This window comes from Mycobacterium sp. E2462, from assembly GCF_001672685.1.
GTDB lineage: Bacteria > Actinomycetota > Actinomycetes > Mycobacteriales > Mycobacteriaceae > Mycobacterium.
Window position 1 is genome coordinate 1 of sequence record NZ_LZKC01000379.1, and the last position, 21,444, is coordinate 21,444.

Genomic DNA, 21,444 nt, shown 5'->3' on the forward strand with positions numbered 1-21,444 from the left:
GCCGGACCGCCACGATGCCGGTTCAGATGGTCGGCGAGGTCGCGCACGGTGGAGACCTCGAACAGGTAGCGGACCGGCACTTCCCTGGCCAGCGCGGCCTGCAACCGAGCGCTCACCCGGGTCGCGATCAACGAGTCACCGCCGAGGGCGAAGAAGTCGTCGTCGAGGCCGACCGCGTCTCGGTGTAACACTTCGGCGAATGCTTCGGCGACGATCTTCTCGGTGTCGGTCTGCGGCGGCCGGTAGTGTGCGGCGGTGGCGGTGGTTGATGGGGCGCGGGTGGTGTCTTATGGCGAGTTGGATGCGTGGTCGTCGCGGTTGGCGCGGTTGTTGATTGAGTGTGGTGTCGGGCCGGAGCGGGCGGTGGGGGTGGCGCTGGACCGGTGTGTGGAGTTGGTGGTGGCGTGGTGGGCGGTGCTCAAGGCCGGTGGGGTGTATGTGCCGGTGGGTCGGGGGCATCCGGCGTCGCGGGTTGCTGGGGTGCTTGACGCGGTGGATGCGGTGTGTGTGTTGAGCCGGGGTGACGACGCGGTCGGTGGGGCCGGGCAACGGCCGGTGCTACGGGTCGACGGAACGGATCTCTCGGCACGGTCCGATCGGCCGATCGGTGACGCGGACCGGTTGTCTCCGTTGATGATTCGCAACAGCGCCTACGTGATCTTCACGTCGGGGTCCACCGGTGCGCCCAAAGGCGTTGCGGTCAGCCACGCGGGCCTGCTCGGCGTTGCTTCGGCGCACCGCCACCTGTATGGCATGAGTCCGCGGTCGCGGATGTTATTGGTGGCCGCGCCGACGTTCGATGCGTCGATCTCGGAGATGGTGTCCGCGGCGTCGTCGGGCGCGGCGCTGGTGGTGGCGCCCGCGGACGTCTACGCGGGCCAGGCACTGACGGCCTTGCTGGCCGAACACCGGGTCAGCGCCGCGATGCTCACGCCGACGGTGTTGGCGTCGCTGGACCGCGACCTACTGGGCGCGCTGTCCACGGTGATCACCGTAGGGGAGGCTTGCCCCGCCGAGCTGGTGGCCGCGTGGGCGCCGGGCCGGCGCATGCTCAACAACTACGGACCCACCGAGGCGACGATCTGGGCGACCTGTAGTGCCCCCCTGGCGCAAGGCCGCCCGGTGACCATCGGCACGCCGCTACCCGCCGTGGTGGCGCTGGTCCTCGACCAACGCCTGCGCCCCGCCCCCGTGGGGGTGGCCGGTGAGTTGTATTTGGCCGGGCCGGGTGTGGCGCACGGCTACGTGGGCCGGCCCGACCTGACCGCGGAACGCTTCGTGGCCGACCCCTTCGGTGAGCGCGGCGCACGGATGTATCGCACCGGGGACCTGGCCCGGTGGACCGACTGCGGCGAGCTGGACTACCTGGGCCGCGCCGACGCCCAGATCAAACTGCGCGGCCAACGCATCGAACTCGGTGAAATCGAGAACACCATGCTTGCCTGTCCCGAGGTCTCGGCCGCGGCCGTCGCGATTCACCACCACGGCACCGGCGAGCATCTGATCGGTTACGTCAGCGGAACGACCCGACGGCCTGACCCCGACGCGGTGCGTCACGCGTTGGCTGGCTGGCTGCCCGACTACATGGTGCCCACCCAGATCGTGGTCGTGGACCAGCTACCCCTGACCCGGTCGGGGAAGGTCGACCGAAAGGCCCTCCCGGAACCGGTGTTTGCCGCCGCGCAGTACCGGACGCCGGAGACCGCTACCGAGCGAACCGTGGCCGAGGTATTCGCCGCGGTCTTGGGACTGGACCGGGTCGGGCTCGACGACGACTTCTTCACCCTCGGCGGGGACTCGTTGACCGCGACCCGGGTGAGCGCGCGGCTGCGCCTACTGCTGGGCCGCGACGTGCCCGTGCGGTCCCTCTTCGATGCCCCCGTCGTCGGTGACGTCGCCCGGCACCTCGACCGCTCCCGGGGCGGCGCGACCCGCCCACCGCTGCGCCCGCGGCCCCGGCCCGAACACATCCCGCTGTCGTACGCGCAGCAGCGGATGTGGTTCCTCAACCGGTTCGACAGCGGCGCACCGACGTACAACATGCCGACCGCCTTCCGCTTCGACGGCCCGCTGGACACCGAGGCGCTGGGCGCTGCCCTGGACGACGTGATCGCCCGGCACGAGTCGCTGCGCACCGTCTTCCCCGACGTCGACGGCGTGGCGTTCCAACAGGTTCTGGCCCCGCGGCCGGGAATGTGGCGGCCGGACGCGGCGCCGGACGTTTCGGTGACGTCCCCGCGCGGCATCACCGACGAGTTGCTCGCGTTGGCAGCGCACCGATTCGACCTCTCGACGGAAGTGCCGATCCGCGCGCAACTCTATTCGACGGGCCCCGGCCAACACGTGTTAGGAATCGTGCTGCACCACATCGCCTTCGACGGATCGTCGATGGCCCCCATGGTCGCCGACATCGGCCGGGCCTACCAGGCACGGTGCCACGGCAAGCCGCCCGCGTGGGCTCCCTTGGCCGTACAGTACGTGGATTACGCCCTCTGGCAACGGGACTGGCTGGGCGCCGAGTCCGACCCGAACAGCGTGATCTCGCGACAGCTCACGCACTGGCGCAGGGAACTGGCCAACCTGCCGGAGCTGGTGTCGCTGCCTCCCGATCGACCCCGGCCACCGGTGCCCACGCATCGCGGTGACGAGGTGCAGCTGCGGATCGAGGCGCCGGTGTGGGCTCGCCTCAAGGCCTTGGCGAGTGCGCACACCGCGACGCCGGCAATGGTCCTGCAGGCCTTGTTGGCGGTAGTGCTGCACCGCGCCGGCGCCGGCGAGGACGTCGTGTTGGGCTCTCCGATTGCGGGGCGGCTGGACGAGGCGCTGGACGACCTGGTCGGGTTCTTCGTCAACACCTGGGTGTTGCGGGTCCAGGTCAAGCCCGAGCACCGGTTTCACGACGTGCTCGAGCAGGTGCGACGCAAGGCCCTGGACGCCTACAGCAACCAGGAGGTGCCCTTCGAGCGCCTGGTCGACCAGCTCAACCCGACGCGCTCGATGGCGCATCACCCCCTGTTTCAGGTATGCCTGGCGTTTCAGAACGACGAGCCCCCCCAGGCGGTGGCGTTCGAGGGGGTCCGTGTCGAGCAGCTGAGCGTGTTCCGGCGGCCGGTCAAATTCGACCTGGACTTCGATCTGGCGGAGGTACGCACCCAGGATTCGGCGGCCCCGATGCTCGCCGGCGTGTTGTCCTACGCCGCCGAGCTGTTCGACCGCTCCACCATCGACCGGCTCCTCACCTGGTTCGGTCGAGTCGTCGAGGCCGTTGCCACCGATCCCGCGGTGACCGTCGCTGACGTCTCGCTGCTGGACAAGCACGAACGCGCCCTTGTGTTGTCGCAGTGGTCGGGGGCCGACGTGCCGGTGCCCATAGGGGTGGCCACGGAGCTGTTGACGGCGACGGTGGCGGCCGACCCGGCGGCGGTGGCCGTCGTCGACGGGGCGCGGGTGGTCTCCTACGGCGAGCTGGACGCGTGGTCGTCGCGGGTGGCTCGCCTGTTGATCGAGCGTGGCGTCGGGCCCGAACGCGCGGTGGCGGTGGCGCTGGACCGGTGCGTCGAGCTGGTGGTGGCGTGGTGGGCGGTGCTCAAGGCCGGCGGCATCTACGTGCCCGTGAACACCACCCATCCCGCCGCGCGCGTCGGGCAGGTGCTCGACGCCGTCGACGCCGCCTGCGTGCTGGCGTGTGGGGGCGGCGCCGTGGGCGGGGCCGGACGGCGGCCGGTGCTGCGCATGGATCGTCTGGACCTCACCAAGGTTTCGGCGGAGCCACTTACGGATCGTCTGCGGGCGGACAACACCGCGTACCTGATCTTCACGTCGGGGTCGACCGGGGTGCCGAAAGGCGTTGCCGTCAGCCACGCCGGGCTGCTCGGCGTGGCGTCGGCGCAGCGGCAGGTCTATGGCGTTGCCCGGCGGTCGCGGATGTTGATGGTGGCCGCGCCCACCTTTGACGCCTCGATCTTCGAACTGCTGTCGGCAGTGGAGTCCCGGTCGGCGCTGGTGGTGGCTCCGGCGCACGCGTACGCCGGACGGGCGTTGACGGAGTTGATCGCCGAGCGGGGGGTCAACGCGGCGGTGTTGACGCCCACGGTGTTGGCCTCGCTGGACCGCGACCTGCTCGGGACGCTGGATACCGTGATGACGGCCGGTGAGGCCTGTCCCGCGGAGTTGGTGGCCGCGTGGGCGCCGGGGCGGCGCCTGCTCAACGCCTATGGCCCCGCGGAGAGCACCATCTGGGCGACGTGCAGTCCGCCGTTGACGCCGGGCGAGCCGATCACGATCGGCGCCCCGAACCCGGGGGTGTGCGCGCTGGTGCTCGACGGTCGGCTCAACCCGGTGCCCGTGGGGGTGGCCGGTGAGTTGTACTTGGCGGGACCGGCTTTGGCGCACGGATACCTCGGCCGGCCGAATCTCACCGCCGAGCGCTTCGTGCCCAACCCGTTCGGCGAGCCGGGGGCGCGGATGTACCGCACCGGAGATCTGGTGCGCTGGACAAACGCCAGAAACCTGCAATACCTGGGCCGCGCGGATTTTCAGGTCAAACTACGCGGCCAGCGGGTCGAACTCGGTGAGATCGAGAACGCGCTGCTGGCTTGCCCTTCGGTGAACGCGGCCGCCGCCGCCGTCCACCGGCTCGGGGGCGCCGACCACCTCGTCGGGTATGTCAGCGGCGCAGCCCCGCCGGACGCCGACGCGGTGCGCGACACGCTGGCCACGCGGCTGCCGGACTACCTGGTGCCCACCCGCATCGTGGTGCTGGACCGGCTCCCGCTCACCTCATCGGGCAAGGTCGACCGGAAAGCGTTGCCGGAGCCCGTCTTCACCGCCGCGAAGTACCGCGCACCCCAAACCGACACCGAGAAAATCGTCGCCGAGGCATTCGCCGAACTGCTGAACAGGGACGCCGTCGGGCTCGACGACGATTTCTTCGCCCTGGGTGGTGACAGCATCGCCTCGATCCAGCTGGTCTCCGCGTGCGCGGCGCGGGAGGTAAGCGTCTCGGTGCGCGAGGTGTTCGAGTGCCGAACGGTGGGCCGCCTGGCGGAGGTGGCCGAGCTCGGCGCCGAGGCCCGTCACGGCGGTGAACTGCACGCCGCGGACTTGAGGATCGACCAGTTCGTCGACGCCGAGACGCTGGCGACCGCAAGCACGCTGCCCCTGGCGGATCCGTGTGTGCGCACCGTCCTCCTGACAGGCGCCACCGGCTTCCTCGGCCGCTTCCTGGCGATGGAGTGGCTGGAGCGGCTCGCCGCCGTCGACGGCACCCTCGTCTGCCTGGTCCGGGGCGCCGACGCCGCGCAGGCGCGGCGCCGCCTCGACGACACGCTCGGCGCGGGCGACCCGCAGCTGGCGGCGCGCTACCGCGAACTGGCGGCCGACCACCTGGAGGTGATAGCGGGTGACAAAGCCGACAGCGGGCTTGGCCTGAGCCACCGAACCTGGCAGCGGATGGCCGCCACCGTCGACCTGATCGTCGACTGCGCGGCCCTGGTCAGCCACGCCCTGCCGTACAGCGAACTGTTCCGCCCCAACGTTGTTGGCACCGCGGAGCTGATCCGTCTGGCACTGACCACCACGGTCAAGCCCATCACATACGTGTCCACGATGGGCCACGTGTTGTCCGCCGATCCGCCCGTGCTCGAAGAGGACGCCGACATCCGCGTCGCGAACCCGACCCGCAAGATCGACGACAGCCTCGCCAACGGCTACAACAACAGCAAGTGGGCTGCCGAGGTGCTGCTGCGCGAAGCCAACGATCGGTGTGGGTTGCCGGTGGCGATCTTCCGCTGCGCGGCCATCCTGACGCACACCGAATACCAGGGCCACCTCAACCTGCCCGATCTGTTCACCCGGCTGATCTTCTCCGTGGCCAGCACGGGCCTGGCTCCCTACTCGTTCTACGAACGCGACGCCCAGGGTCGACGCCAAAAGGTCCACTTCGATGCGCTGCCCGTCGATTTCGTCGCCGAGGCCATCACCACGCTGGGTGGTCAAGCGCGGACCGGGGTGCGGACCTACAACGTCCTCGGCTCTCCCGAGGACGGCGTCGGCCTCGACGACTACGTCGACTGGCTGATCGAGGCCGGGCATCCGATCGAGCGGATCCACGATAACGGCGAATGGTTACGCCGGATGCGGGCCGCCCTGCGAGCGCTGCCTGAACAGCGACGCGAATACACCATTTTGCCGCTGCTGCAATATGTTCCGGACTACGAACGCCCCGAATTGCCGGTCGGCACCGCGGTGGCCAAGGCCGCGCAATTCCACGCCGCGGTCCGGAGCGCGAAAGTCGGCCCCAACGCGGACGTTCCGACGGTCACGGCCGAGGTCATCACCAAGTACATCACCAACTTGCAGCTCATCGGAATGCTGTGACGTCCGCCCATGCGGTGCACGACGGCAACTCCGGGACGCAACGCCGAACCGAGTGAGGAGACCCCAGTGGACGTAGGCCGGGTTGCCAGTCTGACCATTCGGGCGCTGGAGCCCGTGCTGCGCGGCGACGATATGGCATTCGTCATGAAATTCCGCGATGGTTATGAGCCCAACCAATTATGGGCCGCTTACGAATCGGTGTTGCGCGACAATCCCGCTCTGCAGCTGGTTCTCAAGCCCACCGGCAAGTCCTTCTCGTGGACGCCGATAGCGGCGACCGAGCTGGACGCCGCCCTCGAACGACAGCGTCGGCGCTTCACGCAAGTTCTGACGCTGGAGGACCTTCTCTCACCCGCCCACGCCATGACACCCGAACTGCCCGTGCGTATCTCACAGATGGGGGATAAGGACGTCTGCTTCCAGATCAGCCATGTCCTGACCAACGGTCGCGGGGCGCTGCAATGGATCGACCAATGGCTGGCCATCGTCGGTGGCGAAAGGGTGCCACCCACCCCGCTCGTGGACCGAATCGACTGCAAGGCACCGCGCGTCGGCCTGTTCCTGCTGCCGCCGTATCTGCTCCGGTTCCTCACCCAAGCGGGCGTGCGACAGGGCCGCACGACCGTCGACCTCACGCACGGCCGGACACCCGTCCCGCACGATCAGGGCTACGCGTCGCGGATGTACTCGTTCTCGGTCCTGGAAACCAGCCGAATCATCGCCCGCGCCCGCTTCCTGGAGATGTCGGTCCACCAATACGTCTGTCTGGCCGTGGCGGAAGCGATGCTGTCGGCACAACCCGCCAAGACCCGCGTCTCCATCGCGATTCCGACGGACCTCGCCCGGTACTCCCCGGAATCACCGCGCACCGTGCCCGGCAATTACACCGGCGGCCTGGCCGTGCAGCTGCGGCGCGGCGCGCCCCTGCAGCCGCAGATCGCCCGGCAGTTCCGATGGTTTCGGTACGGCGTCGACTACTGGCTGCCGTGGGTTCTCGGCGCGTTGGCCGGCAACGAGCAGAAGCTGCTCCGAAGGCTGGCGCGTTCGGCGACCATTCCGGTCAGCCGCCGCGGGCCGTTCCGCAACATCACCTGCGCAGTGTCGAACGTCGGCGACATCAAGCTCCCGGCGATCTGTGAACGCATCGAATCGGGCACCGGCACCACCAAGACGCAGACCGTCTTCTTCACCATTGGCCGGTTGAACGGCCGCTTCCTGGCCAACGTGACCTTCGCCCGCGACCTCTACGACGCGGAAGAGGTGTTCCGCGTGGCCGATTCGGCGATGGGTCGGCTGTGAGCAGGCCCGGCTCGTGAGGGCGACAGACGACCCGTTCTGGCTCACCCGTAACCCGGTGGGATACGCGCGCGACGCCGTGCGCGCCAGGGGGCGCATCCCGGTGCCCCGTCCGCCCGGACCCCGCGGCCGACCGTTCACGGGCGTGCTCCGCGAGTACCGCGCCGATCCGTACGGCTACTTGCAACGCCTGGCCGACATGTACGGTGACGTCTACCGCCTGCCACTGCCGTCCTACGACGTGGTCATCGTCAATCACCCGGACCACGTACGCCACGTCATGACTCAACGAGATGGCGAGTACAGCATGTTCGGTCCCGTCAGTTGGCTCCGGCGGGTGCTGGGCACGTCGATGAACATGCTGGAGGGCGAGGAGTTTCGGCAACGCCGCAAGCTGTTGACGCCGATGATGAGCCGGCAGCAACTCGCCCGCATCGCCGTCATCGTTGCCGAAGAAGTGTCCACTCGGCTCAACGCATGGGATCGGTTCGCGCACAGCGGAGCCCCCGTCGACCTGCAGGAGGAACTTGTCGGCCTGCTCGCTCCCGCCTTCGTCCGAGCGATGTTCTCGCGCACACTGCCCGAGGACGAGTTGCGGCAGCTCGAAGCCGATATCCGCGTCGTGTTCTTCAGTGTTGCCGCACCGCTCTTCCTCGGCCCGCCGCCACGGGTGCTACCCGGCGCTGACAATGGCGTGCAGGCGTGGCGACGGGTGCGGAAATGGGTGAACGCCCAGATCGAGCGGCGACTCGCCGAGGGTCGGCCGTCCGACGACATGATGCAGGTGATCCTCGACGCGCGCTACCAGGACGGAACGCCGATCAGCCGGCGCGACGCCATCACCGAGATGATCATGCTGGTGGGCGGCGGTTACGAGAACACCGTCGCCGCGTTGTCATGGACGTTCTGGTTCCTCGACCGCAATCCGGACGCCCGACAGCGGTTGTGCGACGAAGTCGACGCCCTCGATGGCGCTGCACCGACACTCGAAGATCTGGACCAGTTGCGTTGGACGAAAGCGTGTTTCGACGAGGGCCAGCGATTGCAGGCCCATCCGTTCACGCCACGCTTCGCGATGGCCGACGACATCGTGGGCGGGTTTAGGATCCGGCGGGGCAACGTGGTGGGAATCCCGGTACACGTACTGCACCGCGACCCCCGATGGTGGGGCCCCAACCCCGACGCCTATGACCCGATGCGGTTCTACGACAAAGAGATCGTGGCGGCACGGCCCAATTTGGCCTTCGTTCCCTTCAGCGCGGGACCGCATCGCTGTTTCGGTGCGTCGATGGGTTACCTGCAAGCCCAATTCGTGCTCGCCCTGGTCCACCAACGGTTTCTCCTCCGGGCGGCCGGCACCGGCGCGGCCATTCCCGACACGGCGCCGCCTTGGCCGTGGGGGCCGTTCACCCGATCGCCCAGCGCCTCGTCGCCCCACGTGGGGAATCCGACGGGGATGCTCGTCGCCAACCGGTTCAACCGCTCGTCGAGGCGGTGAGCCGGCCCGCGCACGACGGGGCTGCCGCGCGCCGTGTCAGCCCGAGGGCTGCATGATCTTGCGCCGCCCGTTGTGCGGCTCGGCCTGGTGTCCGTTGCCCGGTGTGGCCGGTGTCAGCACCAGCGAGCGCACCAGCGGGCGCGGCCCATAAGGCCGAAGCATCGAACTCGCCGGACGCGGGCGCACATTGAGCGGCCACCAGAACCAGCGCCCGAGCAGCGCGGCGAGCGACGGCGTCATGAACGCCCGCACCACCAGCGTGTCGAACAGTAGGCCCAAGCCGATGGTGGTGCCCGCTTGACCGATGATCCGCAGGTCACTGACCACCATCGAGCCCATCGTGCAGGCGAACACGAGGCCCGCGGACGTCACGACTTTCCCGGTTCCGCCCATGGCCCGGATCATCCCTGTCTTGATGCCGGCGCCGATCTCCTCCTTCAATCGGGACACCAGCAGCAGGTTGTAGTCGGACCCGACGGCCAGCAAGACGATGATCGCCATCGCCAACACTTCCCAATGCAATTGGATCCCGAGCAGGTACTGCCAAACGAGTACCGACAGCCCGAGCGACGCGCCCAACGACAGGGTCACGGTGCCCACGATCGTCAGCGCCGCGATGAGGCTGCGCGTGACGACCAGCATGATGGCGAAGATGAGGCAGATGGCGGAGACTGCCGCGGTCAGCAGGTCGTACTGTGACCGATCCCAAAGGTCCTTGACCGTCGCGGCGGCACCGGTGATGTGGATCCTCGAGTACTCCAACGGGGTTCCCTTGAGCGCCTCCTGCGCGGCGGTCCGAATCGCGGCGACGTGCGCCAGGCCCTCGGGCGTCAACGGGTCACCCCGGTGCGAGATGACGAACCGCACCGCCGTGCCGTCCGGGGACAAGAACATGCTCTCGGCCCGCTGAAAGTCTCTGTTCGCGAAGACGTCCGGTGGGAGGTAGAAGGACTCGTCATTGCGGGCCGCATCGAAGGCCTTACCCATCGCGGTGGCGTCCGAGCCGGCCGCGTCGATCTGCGAGAAAAAGCCGGACATGGTGCTGTACATGGCTTGCATGGTGTCGCGCATGCTGGTCATGGTCTCGATGAGTATCGGGAATTGGGCGAGGAGTTGCGGCAACAACACGTCGATCTTGCCGAGGTCGTCGACCAGGGAATGGAATTTCTCGTCGACCTGGTCGACGCCGTCCATCGCGTCGAACAGGGACCTGAACGACCAGCAGATGGGGATGTCGTAACAGTGCTTCTCCCAATAGAAGTAGCTGCGAATGGGTCTCCAGAAGTCATCGAAGTCGGCGATGTTGTCGCGTAGCCGGTCCGTAACCCCGGCGAGGTCCGTGGTCTTGCCGACGATGCTGTGGGTGGTGGTCTGCAATTGGCGCATCACGTCGTACATGGTTGTCATCGTGGCGATCGTCGCGTCGATGTTGTCGGCCTGCTTGCGCAAACCCTCCATGCGGGCCCGTTGCAACTGCATGTTCTGCACCTGCCCGGCGTTTTGCATGCTCATCAGAAACGCCAGGGACGTGTGTTCGATCGGGGTGCCCTCGGGACGGGTGATCGCCTGCACCCTCGCGATGCCGGGGATGGCGAAGATCGCCTTGGCCACCTTGTTCAAGACCAGGAAATCCGCCGGGTTACGCATGTCCTGATCGGCTTCGATCAGCAGGATCTCGGGCTCCATTCGCGACTCGGGGAAGTGCCGCGCGGCGGCCTGGTAGCCCTGATTGGCCGGGAAGTCCGCCGGTATGGAATCGCGGTCGTTGAGGTTGATCTTGAAGCCGGGCAGCGCCAGCAACCCGATGAGGGCGCCCGCGCACGTGGCCGCCAAAATGGGTGCGGGCCAACGGACCACGGCCGTGCCGAGTCGACGCCACCTTCGGTTGGAGAGTGCCCGACGCGGGTCGAACAGCCCGAATCGGCCGCCCACGACGATCACCGCCGGCACCAGGGTCAGCGCCACCGCGATGGCGGCCAGCATGCCCACCGCGCAGGGCGCGCCCAGCGGTCGGAACACGGGCAGTCGCGTGAAGCTCAGGCAGAAGACCGCGCCGGCGATTGTCAACCCGGACGCCAACACGACGTGCGCGACCCCGCGGTAGGTGGTGTAGAACGCGGTCTCGCGGTCCTCGCCCGCCTGCCGCGCCTCCTGGTACCGCCCGATGAAGAAGATCCCATAATCGGTGCCGGCCGCGATGCCCAGGGAGACCAGGAGATTGACGGCGTAGGTGGTGAGCCCCACCAGGCCGTGAGAGCCGAGGAACGCGACGACGCCCCGCGCCACCAGTAACTCCAGGCCCACCATGAGCAGCAACAGGATCACGGTCGCCAGCGAGCGGTAGACCAAGAGCAGCATCACGAAAATCGTCGCGACGGCCACCGCGGTGATGGCGGCGACGGTCCGGTCGCCGCTGCGGTACATGTCGGCGGTGAGCGCCGCCGGGCCGGTGACATACGCCCGGACCCGCGGGGGCGGCGGCGTCCGCTCCACGATGCCGCGAACGGCCTCGGCCGATTCGTTGGCCAGGGCCTGGCCGACGTTGCCGGCCAGGTTCAGTTGCACGTAGGCGGCCTTGCCGTCGGCGCTCTGCGCCGCGCCGGCGGTCAGGGGATCGCTCCAGAAGTCTTGGATGTGCTGGACGTGGCGAGAGTCGTTGCGCAGCTTGCCCAGGAGGCGCTCGTAGTATTGGTGCGCGACCGCCTCCAGGGGCTGCTCACCTTCGATGACGATCAGCGCCACGCTGTCGGACGTCGACTCCTTGAAGTCGTTGCCCATCCGCTTCATCGCCTTGACCGCCGGGGCGTCCTCAGGCGTCAACGACACGGCGTGCTCCTGCTCGACCCGTTCCAGCGGCGGGACGCCGATGGTGAGCGCAGCGATGACGGCCAGCCACGCCACGACGATCGGCACCGCGCAGCGATGGATCCACCTCGCGACGGCTGACGGCGTGCGGCGCTCGCCGTCGGTGCGAGCCCCGCTCATGACGCTTTCAGCAGGCAGAAGGTGAACGCGCTCGGCTCATCCATGATCTTCTCCGTCTTGATGGTTCCGTCGACGACGATGCGGCACCCGATGGTGCCGTCGTCGCCCTGGGCCACGACGCTTCCGACCGGTACGGCCGTGGCCGTGAACCCGTAGAACCAGGGCAGGCGGGCGTGTACGAGCTGCGGGTCGCCGTTCATGTCGAAAAAGGAGATGTCCGCCGCCGCGCCGGGAACGCCGAACACCTCGTAGGTCAGGTGCTTCGGGTCGCCGGGCGTGGTTTCGGCGCCGATCGCTTCGGCGTACGACGGGAGTTCGTCGGCGCCGAAGACGCCGTGCAACCGCGACACGGTCAGGCCGGCGAGGCAGAAGAGCACGAGCAACGCCAACGGAATCCACAACCGCCGTAAGACTGGGAGCAATCCCTTCACCGCCACTTCACCACTCACTGCACGGGCGCCATGTCAGCCGCTGGGCCGGCCGTCGGCCGGCGGACGTGCCGAGTAAAGCACGCACACTGGCCACGCATCCCACATGCGATGGCAGACCGTGTCATTACCCCGGAGATGAGGTATTCGTAGGGGTACGGGCCGGATCGTTAGAGTAGTTGGATACGACCGGTGGCGTAGCCGCGACGCGGATGAATCCGTTGTGTCGCTTGGCTTATCGTTACCGCCCGGGCGCGACGTTCGTTCGGGTGAGGTTGTCGAACACGTCTTGACACAGCTCGGCCAACGGAACTCGGGCGGCGCCAAGCCAATTGGCGATGTCGGTGATCGCGGTGCCGAGGCGCTTCTCGGACGCCAGGTGACCGATGTGGGAGAGGTTGGCCACCACTTCGGCCCGCATGGCGGCCGCGTGTGGGTTCGACCGCTGGATGTCCTCGTACACCTCGGCTGGCTGACCGACCATGCGGGCGAGCAGCATCAACTGCTGGCGGCACGGCGGCGGGGCGAGCCGGGCGACCTCCTCGCCCGCGAAGCCGGCGCCCGCGAGCGTCAGGCCGTAGGCCAGCGTCGCGGCGTGCACCGCGGCCTGGGTGACCGCGACCAGCCGGTCGTGCTCGTCGGCGCTGTCGAGCAGCGTGACCACCATGTCGTTGTGTCGCAACACTTCCACGAAGTCCTGCTGTCGGCCGGACCGACCGGCGGCGACGGCGAGCACCGAGCGGCCCGTCGGCGACAGCGACGGCGCGAACATCGGGTTGATACTCAGCACCGCCGGACCATCGGCGTCCCACAGCGGCGGCAGGGGGGACTTGACCGAGGCGGTGTCGACGAGCACCGCCCGCGGCGACGCGGCGGCGATCACACCCGGCAGCGCCGCGACCAGGGCGTCCTCGGGCAGCGCGCACATGATCAGCTCGGCGGCGTTCAGTGCCCGCGCCAACTGTTTGTCGATGGGCGCGGTGACGTCGGCCACCAGGTGAACGTGCGGGGCGTCGTCGCGAGCCGGCTGCGCGTCGACGACGGTGAGCGACTCGACATGCTCGCCGACCAGGGCCCGCAGGAGCCGCCCGACCCCGCCGTATCCGAGGAGGACCGCGCGCCCGAACGCCGGATGCCGCGCCGCCAAGGGGTCAGCCGGTCGACACGCGGGGTTTGCCGGTCACGGGGGGAACGTACCAGTCGGTGCGCGGCTCGCGCACCGCATTCGTCACCAGGTCAGCCCGCCCCGCGGCCGCCGGACTGCGGTACGTTCTCCGCCATGACATCGCTGCAGGACCAAGTCGTCTTCATCACCGGAGGTGCCCGCGGCATCGGCGCCGAGACCGCCCGTCGGCTGTGCGCCAAGGGCGCCAAGGTGGTGCTCACCGACCTCAACGACGGCGAGTTGACGGCGATCGCCGCCGAACTCGGCGAAGACCGGGTGCTGACCGCGGTGGCCGACGTCCGGGACCTGCCCGCCATGGAGGCGGCCGCGGCGCGCGCCGTCGAGCGCTTCGGCGGCATCGACGTGGTGGTGGCCAACGCCGGCATCGCCAGCTACGGCTCGGTGCAGCAGGTCGACCCCGACGCGTTCAAACGGGTGCTCGACATCAACGTGTCCGGCGTCTTCCACACCGTGCGCGCCACCTTGCCCGCGGTGATCGAACGGCGCGGTTACGTGCTGATCGTCTCGTCGCTGGCGGCCTACGCCGCCTGCCCCGGCCTCGCGCCGTACAACGCGTCGAAGGCCGGCGTCGAAATCCTGGCCAACGCGCTGCGCCTGGAGGTGGCCCACCGCGGCGTCAAGGTCGGCTCCGCGCACATGTCGTGGATCAACACCGCCCTGGTCCGCGACTCGCAGACCGACCTGCCCGCGTTCGGTCAGCTGCTGGCGAGCTTCCCGTGGCCACTGAACAAGACGACGACGGTCGACAAGTGCGCCGCCGCGTTCGTCAAGGGCATCGAGGGCCGCCGCACCCGGGTCTACTGCCCGCGCTGGGTGGCGCTGTTCCGCTGGGTCAAGCCGGTGCTGTCCACCCCGATCGGCGAGGTTCCGCTGCACAAGCCGACCGCGGAGTTGCTGCCGCAGCTGGACGCGCAGGTCGTCGCGCTCGGCCGCTCCACCAGCGCGTACAACCAGGGGCTGGGCAAGGCCTAATCGGCTTCGGCGGTGAGTCCGGACGCGACCGCCGCCACGCGTCTGCGCACCAGGAACCAGCCGGCGACCAGCGCCGGAGTGACGAACACCAGCGCGGCGATGGTCCAGGTGCCGGTCTGCTTGTCGAACATCATGAGCACCAGCACCGCGGCCAGGAAAGCCAGCGTGAGGTAGCCCGAATACGGCGCCCACGGCATGCGGAACTGCGGCCGTTCCACCAGGCCCGCCTGGGCCCGGCGGTAGAACCTGAGCTGGCAGAGCACGATCGTCGACCAGCACGCCAGGATGCCGGGCGCCACCATGTTCAGCACGATCTCGAACGCCTCCCCGGGCTTCACGGCGTTCAGCGCGATCCCGAACAGGCAGATGACGGCCGCCATCGCGATCCCGACGTAGGGCACGCCGTTCTTCGACATCCGCGTGGCGAATCGCGGGCCGCTGCCACTGGAGGCCATCGAATGCATGACCCGGCCGGTCGAATACAACCCCGCGTTCAGGCTCGACAGCGCCGCGGTCAGCACCACGACGTTCATGACGTCCCCGGCGCCGTGGAACCCGATCTTGGAGAAGAACGTGACGAACGGGCTTTCCGTGGCCTTGTAGGCCGTGTACGGCAGCAGCACCGCCAACAGCGCGATCGAGCCGACGTAGAAGACCGCGATGCGCGCCACCACCGAATTGATCGCGCGCGGCATGATCTTCTCCGGCTCGGCGGTCTCCCCGGCGGCAGTGCCCACCAATTCGACTGCGGCATAAGCGAAGATCACCCCAGAGGTGGTGAGCAGCATCGGGATCAGCCCGGCGGGGAACAGCCCGCCGTGGTGGGTCCACACACTCACCCCGGTGGGTTGGCCGTCGATGTGGTAGCGGCCGCCGAGGAACACCAGGCCCACGACCAGGAAAGCCACCAGGGCGAACACCTTGACCAGCGCGGCCCAGAATTCCAGCTCGCCGAACCACTCCACCGAGATGAGGTTCATCGACAGCACCACGATGAGGGCGATGAGCGCCAGGGCCCATTGCGGCACCGCGGCGAAGGTGCTCCATCGGCGCAGATACGTCGCGATCGCGGTGGTGTCCACGATCGAGGTCATCGACCAACCCAGGAAGTACATCCAGCCCACGGCGTAGGCGGCCTTCTCGCCGAACATCTCGCGCGCGTAGGACACGAACGAGCCCGACGACGGTCGGTGCAACACCAATTCGCCCAGCGCCCGCAGGATCAGGAACACGAAGATGCCGCAGACGGCGTAGACCAGGAACATGCCGGGGCCGGCCTTGGCCAGCCGGCCACCCGCCCCGAGGAACAGCCCGGATCCGATCGCGCCGCCGATGCCGATCATCTGCACCTGGCGGGGTTTGAGCCCCTTGTGATAGCCCGCCTCTTCGCCGAAGGCGTCGGAGGCCCGCTTCGGGGCGCCCTCGTCAGGCAACGCGGCCATGAATCGTCCCATCGTGGTCGGGTTTCACATGCGGCCGGTGTGGGGGAATGGTTCGCCTGAGCTGCGTGCAACGAACGGACGCCCCCCGGCCGGTCGGGAAGCGATGCTCTCCTACTTCACCGGCCGGCGGCAAGTTTGCCCCACGGCGCGCCGGACGGCCTAGCGCCCGAACCCGGGGCGCCGGCGGCGCAGGTAACGCTCGAACTCCGCGGCGAGCGCGTCGCCGTCGATCTTGCCCAGCGCTTCGTTCATGTCGACTTCGGCGTCGCCGCGTTGCTCGAGCGACAGTACGTACTCGGCCAGGTCCTCGTCCTCGGCGGCCATCTCGGTGACCGCCTGCTCCCACTCCTCGGCGTCGGTGGGCAGGTCCGCCAGCGGCACCTCGATGTCGAGGACGTCTTCGACGCGGCGCAGCAGGGCGACGGTCGCCTTCGGGTTCGGCGGCTGCGACACGTAGTGCGGCACCGCCGCCCAGAACGTCACCGCCGGGATACCGGCGGCCACGCAGGCGTCTTGGAACACCCCGGCGATGCCGGTCGGGCCTTCGTAGCGGCTCTCCTCCAACCCGAATCGTTTCGCGGACTCGGGGGAGTAAGCCGCGCCCGACACCGGCACGGGCCGGGTGTGCGGGGTATCGGCCAGCAGGGCACCCAGGATCACCACCGTGTCGACGTTGAGCTTGTCGGCGATGGCCACCAGTTCGGCGCAGAAGGTCCGCCACCGCATGTTGGGCTCCACCCCGTGCATAAGCACTACGTCACGGTCGCTGCCGGGCGGTCGGCAGTGCGAAATGCGCATCGCCGGCCACACCAACTCGCGGGTCACCCCGTCGACCTGCCGGATGACCGGGCGATTGACCTGGTAGTCGTAGTACGCCTCGTCGTCGATCTCCAGGATCGGGTCCGCTTCCCAGATGGCCTCGAGGTGTTCCAGCGCGTCGCTCGCCGCGTCACCGGCGTCGTTCCAACCCTCGAATGCGGCCACCACGATGGTGTGGTGCAGTTCGGGCAGTGCGGCCTGACCACTGGGGAGGCCGAAAGGGGGGCCGTCGGGCGGGGTCACAGAATCAGCGTACGGCCTGGGGCCCCATTCTTTGGGGCTCGGTGGCGGCGATCTTTGGGCCGACGGCCGGTTCACCGGGCACTTTGCATAGAAGCACTATTCTTATGGGGTGATCGTTGGCGGCGGACCTCACCGCGACACCGCGGCTGCGACCGCCCGCACGGGTGAGCTCCGGCGACCGGCCGAGGCGAAATACCCGCGACAGCAAATTGGTTAACCTTGGTAACTACGACAGTGGCGACAAGATCCGCGGGCGGGTGCGCCCGGGTTCGGCGAACTTCACGCGGATCGCGTAGAGCTGGGCGTCCAGACTGCGGCCGACGACGTAGACTTTTCACCGTCGAGAGGCGTTGCAACGGTTGTCGGGGGGGTTCGCCCCTTCCGATCGCCGCCACGCTCGGCAGAGTCAAGGACGCCTTCCGTAATGGAAGGATTGCGCGTGACCTCCTCTGAGCCGAAGTTCAGCCCCGAGCCGAACATCCGCCCCGACTGCACCGACGAGCTGACCGCCGCGTTGAGCCGGCGGATCATGGTGATCGACGGCGCGATGGGCACGGCGATTCAGCGGGACCGCCCGGACGAGGCCGGCTACCGCGGCGACCGATTCACCGAGTGGCCGACCGCCCTGCAGGGCAACAATGACCTGCTCAACCTGACGCAGCCGCAGATCATCGAGGGCATTCACCGCGAATACCTCGACGCGGGCGCCGACATCCTCGAAACGAACACGTTCAACGCGAATGCCATCTCACTGTCCGACTACGACATGGCGGATCTGGCGTACGAGTTGAACTATGCCGGTGCCGCGCTGGCCCGGGCGGCCGCCGACGAGTACAGCACCCCGGACAAGCCGCGCTATGTGGCCGGTGCGATCGGCCCGACGACGCGGACCGCGTCGATCTCGCCCGACGTCAACGACCCCGGGGCGCGCAACGTCTCCTACGACCAACTGGTCGCGGCCTACCTCGAGGCCGCCAACGGCCTGGTCGACGGCGGCGCCGACCTGCTCATCATCGAGACGATCTTCGACTCGCTCAACGCCAAGGCGGCGGTGTTCGCCGTCGAGACCCTGTTCGAGGAGCGCGGGCGCCGCTGGCCGGTGATCATCTCCGGCACCATCACCGACGCGTCCGGGCGCACCTTGTCCGGTCAGGTCACCGAGGCGTTCTGGAATTCGATTCGGCACGCGAAACCCATTGCGGTAGGCCTCAACTGCGCGCTGGGCGCGCCGGAGATGCGGCCCTACATCGCCGAGGTGTCCCGCATCGCGGACACCTTCGTCTCCTGTTACCCGAACGCGGGATTGCCCAACGCCTTCGGCGAGTACGACGAATCCCCCGAGCGTCAGGCCAGCTACATCGCCGACTTCGCCGAGGCCGGGCTGGTCAACCTGGTGGGCGGCTGCTGCGGGACTGCGCCACCGCACATCGCCGAGATCGCCAAGGTGGTCGAGGGCAAGGCGCCTCGCGAGGTGCCGCAGCTCGAGGTGGCCACCCGGCTCTCGGGTCTGGAGCCGCTCAACATCACCGACGACTCGCTGTTCGTCAACATCGGTGAGCGCACCAACATCACCGGCTCTGCGCGGTTCCGCAACCTGATCAAGGCCGAGGACTACGACAGCGCGCTGTCGGTCGCACTGCAGCAGGTCGAGGTCGGTGCGCAGGTCATCGACATCAACATGGACGAGGGCATGATCGACGGCGTTGCCGCGATGGACCGGTTCACCAAGCTGGTCGCCGCCGAGCCCGACATCAGCCGCGTGCCGGTGATGATCGACTCCTCGAAGTGGGAGGTCATCGAGGCCGGCCTGAAGAACGTGCAGGGCAAGCCGATCGTCAACTCGATCTCCATGAAGGAGGGCGAGGAGAAGTTCGTCCGCGAGGCCCGGCTGTGCCGCAAGTACGGCGCCGCCGTCGTCGTGATGGCGTTCGACGAGCAGGGCCAGGCCGACAACCTGGAGCGCCGCAAGGAAATCTGCGGGCGCGCTTACCGAATCCTGACCGAAGAGGTCGGTTTCCCGCCCGAGGACATCATCTTCGACCCGAACTGCTTCGCCTTGGCGACCGGCATTGAGGAGCACGCCACCTACGGGATCGACTTCATCGAGGCCTGCGCCTGGATCAAGGAGAACCTGCCGGGCGTGCACATCTCCGGCGGCATCTCGAACGTGTCGTTCTCGTTCCGCGGCAACAACCCGGTCCGTGAGGCGATCCACGCGGTATTCCTGTACCACGCCATCAAGGCCGGCCTGGACATGGGAATCGTCAACGCTGGCGCGCTGGTGCCGTATGACTCGATCGATCCCGAGCTGCGCGAGCGCATCGAGGACGTCGTGCTGAACCGTCGCGAGGACGCGGCCGAGCGGCTGCTGGAGATCGCCGAGCGGTTCAACAAGTCCGAGCAAAGCGAGGGCCCGGCGACCGCCGAGTGGCGCAATCTTCCCGTGCGCGAACGGATTACGCACGCTTTGGTCAAGGGCATCGACGCCCACGTCGACGCCGACACCGAGGAGCTGCGGGCCGAGATCGCCGAGGCCGGTGGTCGCCCGATCGAGGTGATCGAGGGCCCGCTGATGGACGGTATGAACGTCGTCGGCGACCTGTTCGGCTCGGGCAAGATGTTCCTGCCGCAGGTGGTGAAGTCGGCCCGGGTGATGAAGAAGGCCGTGGCATACCTGCTGCCGTTCATCGAGAAAGAGAAAGAGCAGAACGGCACGGCCGCGGCGAAGGACACCAACGGCACCATCATCATGGCGACCGTCAAGGGCGACGTCCACGACATCGGCAAGAACATCGTCGGAGTCGTCCTGCAGTGCAACAACTTCGAGGTGATCGACCTCGGTGTCATGGTGCCCGCCGAGAAGATTCTGGCCGCGGCGGCCGAACACGATGCCGACATCATCGGGCTGTCCGGGCTGATCACACCGTCGTTGGACGAGATGGTCAACTTTGCCGTCGAAATGGAACGCGAAGGCCTCGAGATCCCGCTGCTCATCGGCGGTGCGACCACCTCGCGCGCCCACACGGCCGTCAAGGTGGCGCCACGGCGCAGCGGCCCCGTCGTCTGGGTCAAGGACGCGTCTCGCTCGGTGCCGGTCGCGGCGGCGCTGCTCGACGACAAGCAGCGCCCGGCGCTGCTGGAGGCCACCGAGAAGGACTACGCGTCGCTGCGCGAACGGCACGCGCAGAAGAACGAGCGTCCGCTGCTGACGCTGGAGAAGGCCCGCGCGAACCGGACGCCCGTCGACTGGGACGGCTATACGCCGCCGGTACCGGCGCAAGGCCTGGGCGTGCGGGAATTCAAGGACTACGACCTCGCCGAGCTGCGCGAATACATCGACTGGCAGCCGTTCTTCAACGCCTGGGAGATGAAGGGCCGCTTCCCCGACATCCTCAACAACCCGGCCTCCGGGGAAGCGGCCCGCAAGCTCTACGACGACGCCCAGCAGATGCTGGATACCGCGATCAAGGAGAAATGGCTCACCGCCAACGGGGTCATCGGATTCTTCCCGGCCAACGCCGTCGGTGACGACATCGAGGTCTACACCGACGACACCCGCACCGAGGTCCTGACCACGCTGCACAACCTGCGCCAGCAGGGGGAGCACCGGGACGGCATCCCGAACCGGTCACTGGGCGACTTCGTCGCCCCCAAAGACACCGGTCTGGCCGACTACGTGGGCGCCTTCGCCGTCACTGCCGGTCTCGGCGGCCAGGAGAAGATCGCCGAGTTCAAGGCAGCCCTCGACGACTACAGCGCGATCCTGCTGGAGTCGGTGGCCGACCGGCTCGCCGAGGCCTTCGCCGAACGGATGCACCAACGGGTCCGCAAGGAGTTCTGGGGGTTCGAGCCGGACGAACAGCTGGACAACGACGCGCTCATCGACGAGAAGTACCGCGGAATCCGTCCGGCACCGGGTTATCCGGCCTGCCCGGAGCACACCGAGAAGGTGACGCTGTTCGAGCTGCTGGACGTGACCGAGCGCACCGGCATCGAACTGACCGAGTCGATGGCGATGTGGCCCGGCGCCGCCGTCAGCGGGTGGTACTTCTCGCATCCCCAGTCGCAGTACTTCGTGGTCGGTCGACTGGCCCAGGATCAGGTCGCCGACTACGCCAAGCGCAAGGGCTGGACGCTGCAGGAAGCCGAGCGCTGGCTCGCCCCCAACCTCGGCTACAACCCGGAGGATTGAGCCGC

The 21,444-nt window shown here is 68.2% G+C and carries 11 protein-coding genes; 5 read left to right on the forward strand and 6 right to left on the reverse strand.

Going from position 1 to position 21,444, the window contains the following annotated elements; translation table 11 throughout:
• Window positions 1-191: phosphopantetheine-binding protein (locus tag A5714_RS19775; RefSeq protein ID WP_231975935.1), on the reverse strand; the 191-nt coding region annotated here is incomplete at its 3' end.
• Window positions 192-255: 64 nt separating this feature from the next.
• On the opposite strand from A5714_RS19775, the gene A5714_RS19780 reads away from it, so the two are divergent.
• The 3 genes from A5714_RS19780 (at window position 256) to A5714_RS19790 (ending at window position 9,172) form a co-directional block, all read left to right on the forward strand.
• A complete protein-coding gene (locus A5714_RS19780; protein WP_082959859.1) occupies window positions 256-6,378 on the forward strand; it encodes a non-ribosomal peptide synthetase in 6,123 nt (2,040 codons plus the stop codon).
• A 66-nt stretch (window positions 6,379-6,444) separates the two neighbouring features.
• Window positions 6,445-7,677: a hypothetical protein gene (locus A5714_RS19785; RefSeq protein WP_156747407.1), complete on the forward strand. Its 1,233-nt coding sequence runs from the start codon at window positions 6,445-6,447 to the stop codon at window positions 7,675-7,677.
• Window positions 7,678-7,690: 13 nt separating this feature from the next.
• Complete coding sequence (locus A5714_RS19790; protein WP_197513816.1) at window positions 7,691-9,172, forward strand: cytochrome P450; 1,482 nt, start codon at window positions 7,691-7,693, stop codon at window positions 9,170-9,172.
• 36 nt (window positions 9,173-9,208) lie between these two features.
• Here A5714_RS19790 and A5714_RS19795 read toward each other — a convergent pair whose 3' ends face one another.
• The 3 genes from A5714_RS19795 to A5714_RS19805 form a co-directional block, all read right to left on the reverse strand.
• Window positions 9,209-12,157 carry an RND family transporter gene (locus A5714_RS19795; protein ID WP_082959861.1) on the reverse strand — a complete coding sequence of 983 codons (2,949 nt, stop codon included), beginning with the start codon at window positions 12,155-12,157 and terminating at the stop codon, window positions 9,209-9,211.
• Entirely contained in the window at window positions 12,154-12,606 is a 453-nt protein-coding gene (locus A5714_RS19800; protein ID WP_231973725.1) for an MmpS family transport accessory protein, read from the reverse strand. Before A5714_RS19800 ends, A5714_RS19795 begins: the two co-directional genes overlap by 4 nt.
• Before the next feature lie 220 nt (window positions 12,607-12,826).
• Window positions 12,827-13,732 carry a prephenate dehydrogenase dimerization domain-containing protein gene (locus tag A5714_RS19805; protein WP_068288069.1) on the reverse strand — a complete coding sequence of 302 codons (906 nt, stop codon included), beginning with the start codon at window positions 13,730-13,732 and terminating at the stop codon, window positions 12,827-12,829.
• 132 nt (window positions 13,733-13,864) lie between these two features.
• Here A5714_RS19805 and A5714_RS19810 point away from each other — a divergent pair, with 132 nt between their 5' ends.
• Window positions 13,865-14,743, forward strand: a complete 879-nt coding sequence (locus tag A5714_RS19810; RefSeq protein ID WP_068288072.1) for an SDR family oxidoreductase — start codon at window positions 13,865-13,867, stop codon at window positions 14,741-14,743.
• On the opposite strand, the gene A5714_RS19815 is transcribed toward A5714_RS19810, so the two are convergent.
• Both A5714_RS19815 and A5714_RS19820 read right to left on the reverse strand, forming a co-directional pair.
• The gene (locus tag A5714_RS19815; RefSeq protein ID WP_068288075.1) at window positions 14,740-16,185 is read right to left on the reverse strand and encodes an amino acid permease; all 1,446 of its coding nucleotides are present in this window, start codon (window positions 16,183-16,185) and stop codon (window positions 14,740-14,742) included. The two genes, A5714_RS19810 and A5714_RS19815, sit on opposite strands and share 4 nt — an antisense overlap.
• A gap of 159 nt (window positions 16,186-16,344) precedes the next feature.
• The gene (locus A5714_RS19820; RefSeq protein ID WP_082959862.1) at window positions 16,345-17,247 is read right to left on the reverse strand and encodes a PAC2 family protein; all 903 of its coding nucleotides are present in this window, start codon (window positions 17,245-17,247) and stop codon (window positions 16,345-16,347) included.
• A 439-nt stretch (window positions 17,248-17,686) separates the two neighbouring features.
• Here A5714_RS19820 and metH point away from each other — a divergent pair, with 439 nt between their 5' ends.
• Window positions 17,687-21,439, forward strand: a complete 3,753-nt coding sequence (gene metH / locus A5714_RS19825; RefSeq protein ID WP_369828195.1) for a methionine synthase — start codon at window positions 17,687-17,689, stop codon at window positions 21,437-21,439.
• Window positions 21,440-21,444 lie beyond the last annotated feature (5 nt).

What these genes read in the sequence shown, in the direction of transcription:
- A5714_RS19795 (WP_082959861.1), bottom strand. Translation starts at nt 12,157, where the DNA reads ATGAGCGGGGCTCGCACCGACGGCGAGCGCCGCACGCCGTCAGCCGTC.
- A5714_RS19810 (WP_068288072.1), top strand. Translation starts at nt 13,865, where the DNA reads ATGACATCGCTGCAGGACCAAGTCGTCTTCATCACCGGAGGTGCCCGC.
- A5714_RS19815 (WP_068288075.1), bottom strand. Translation starts at nt 16,185, where the DNA reads ATGGCCGCGTTGCCTGACGAGGGCGCCCCGAAGCGGGCCTCCGACGCC.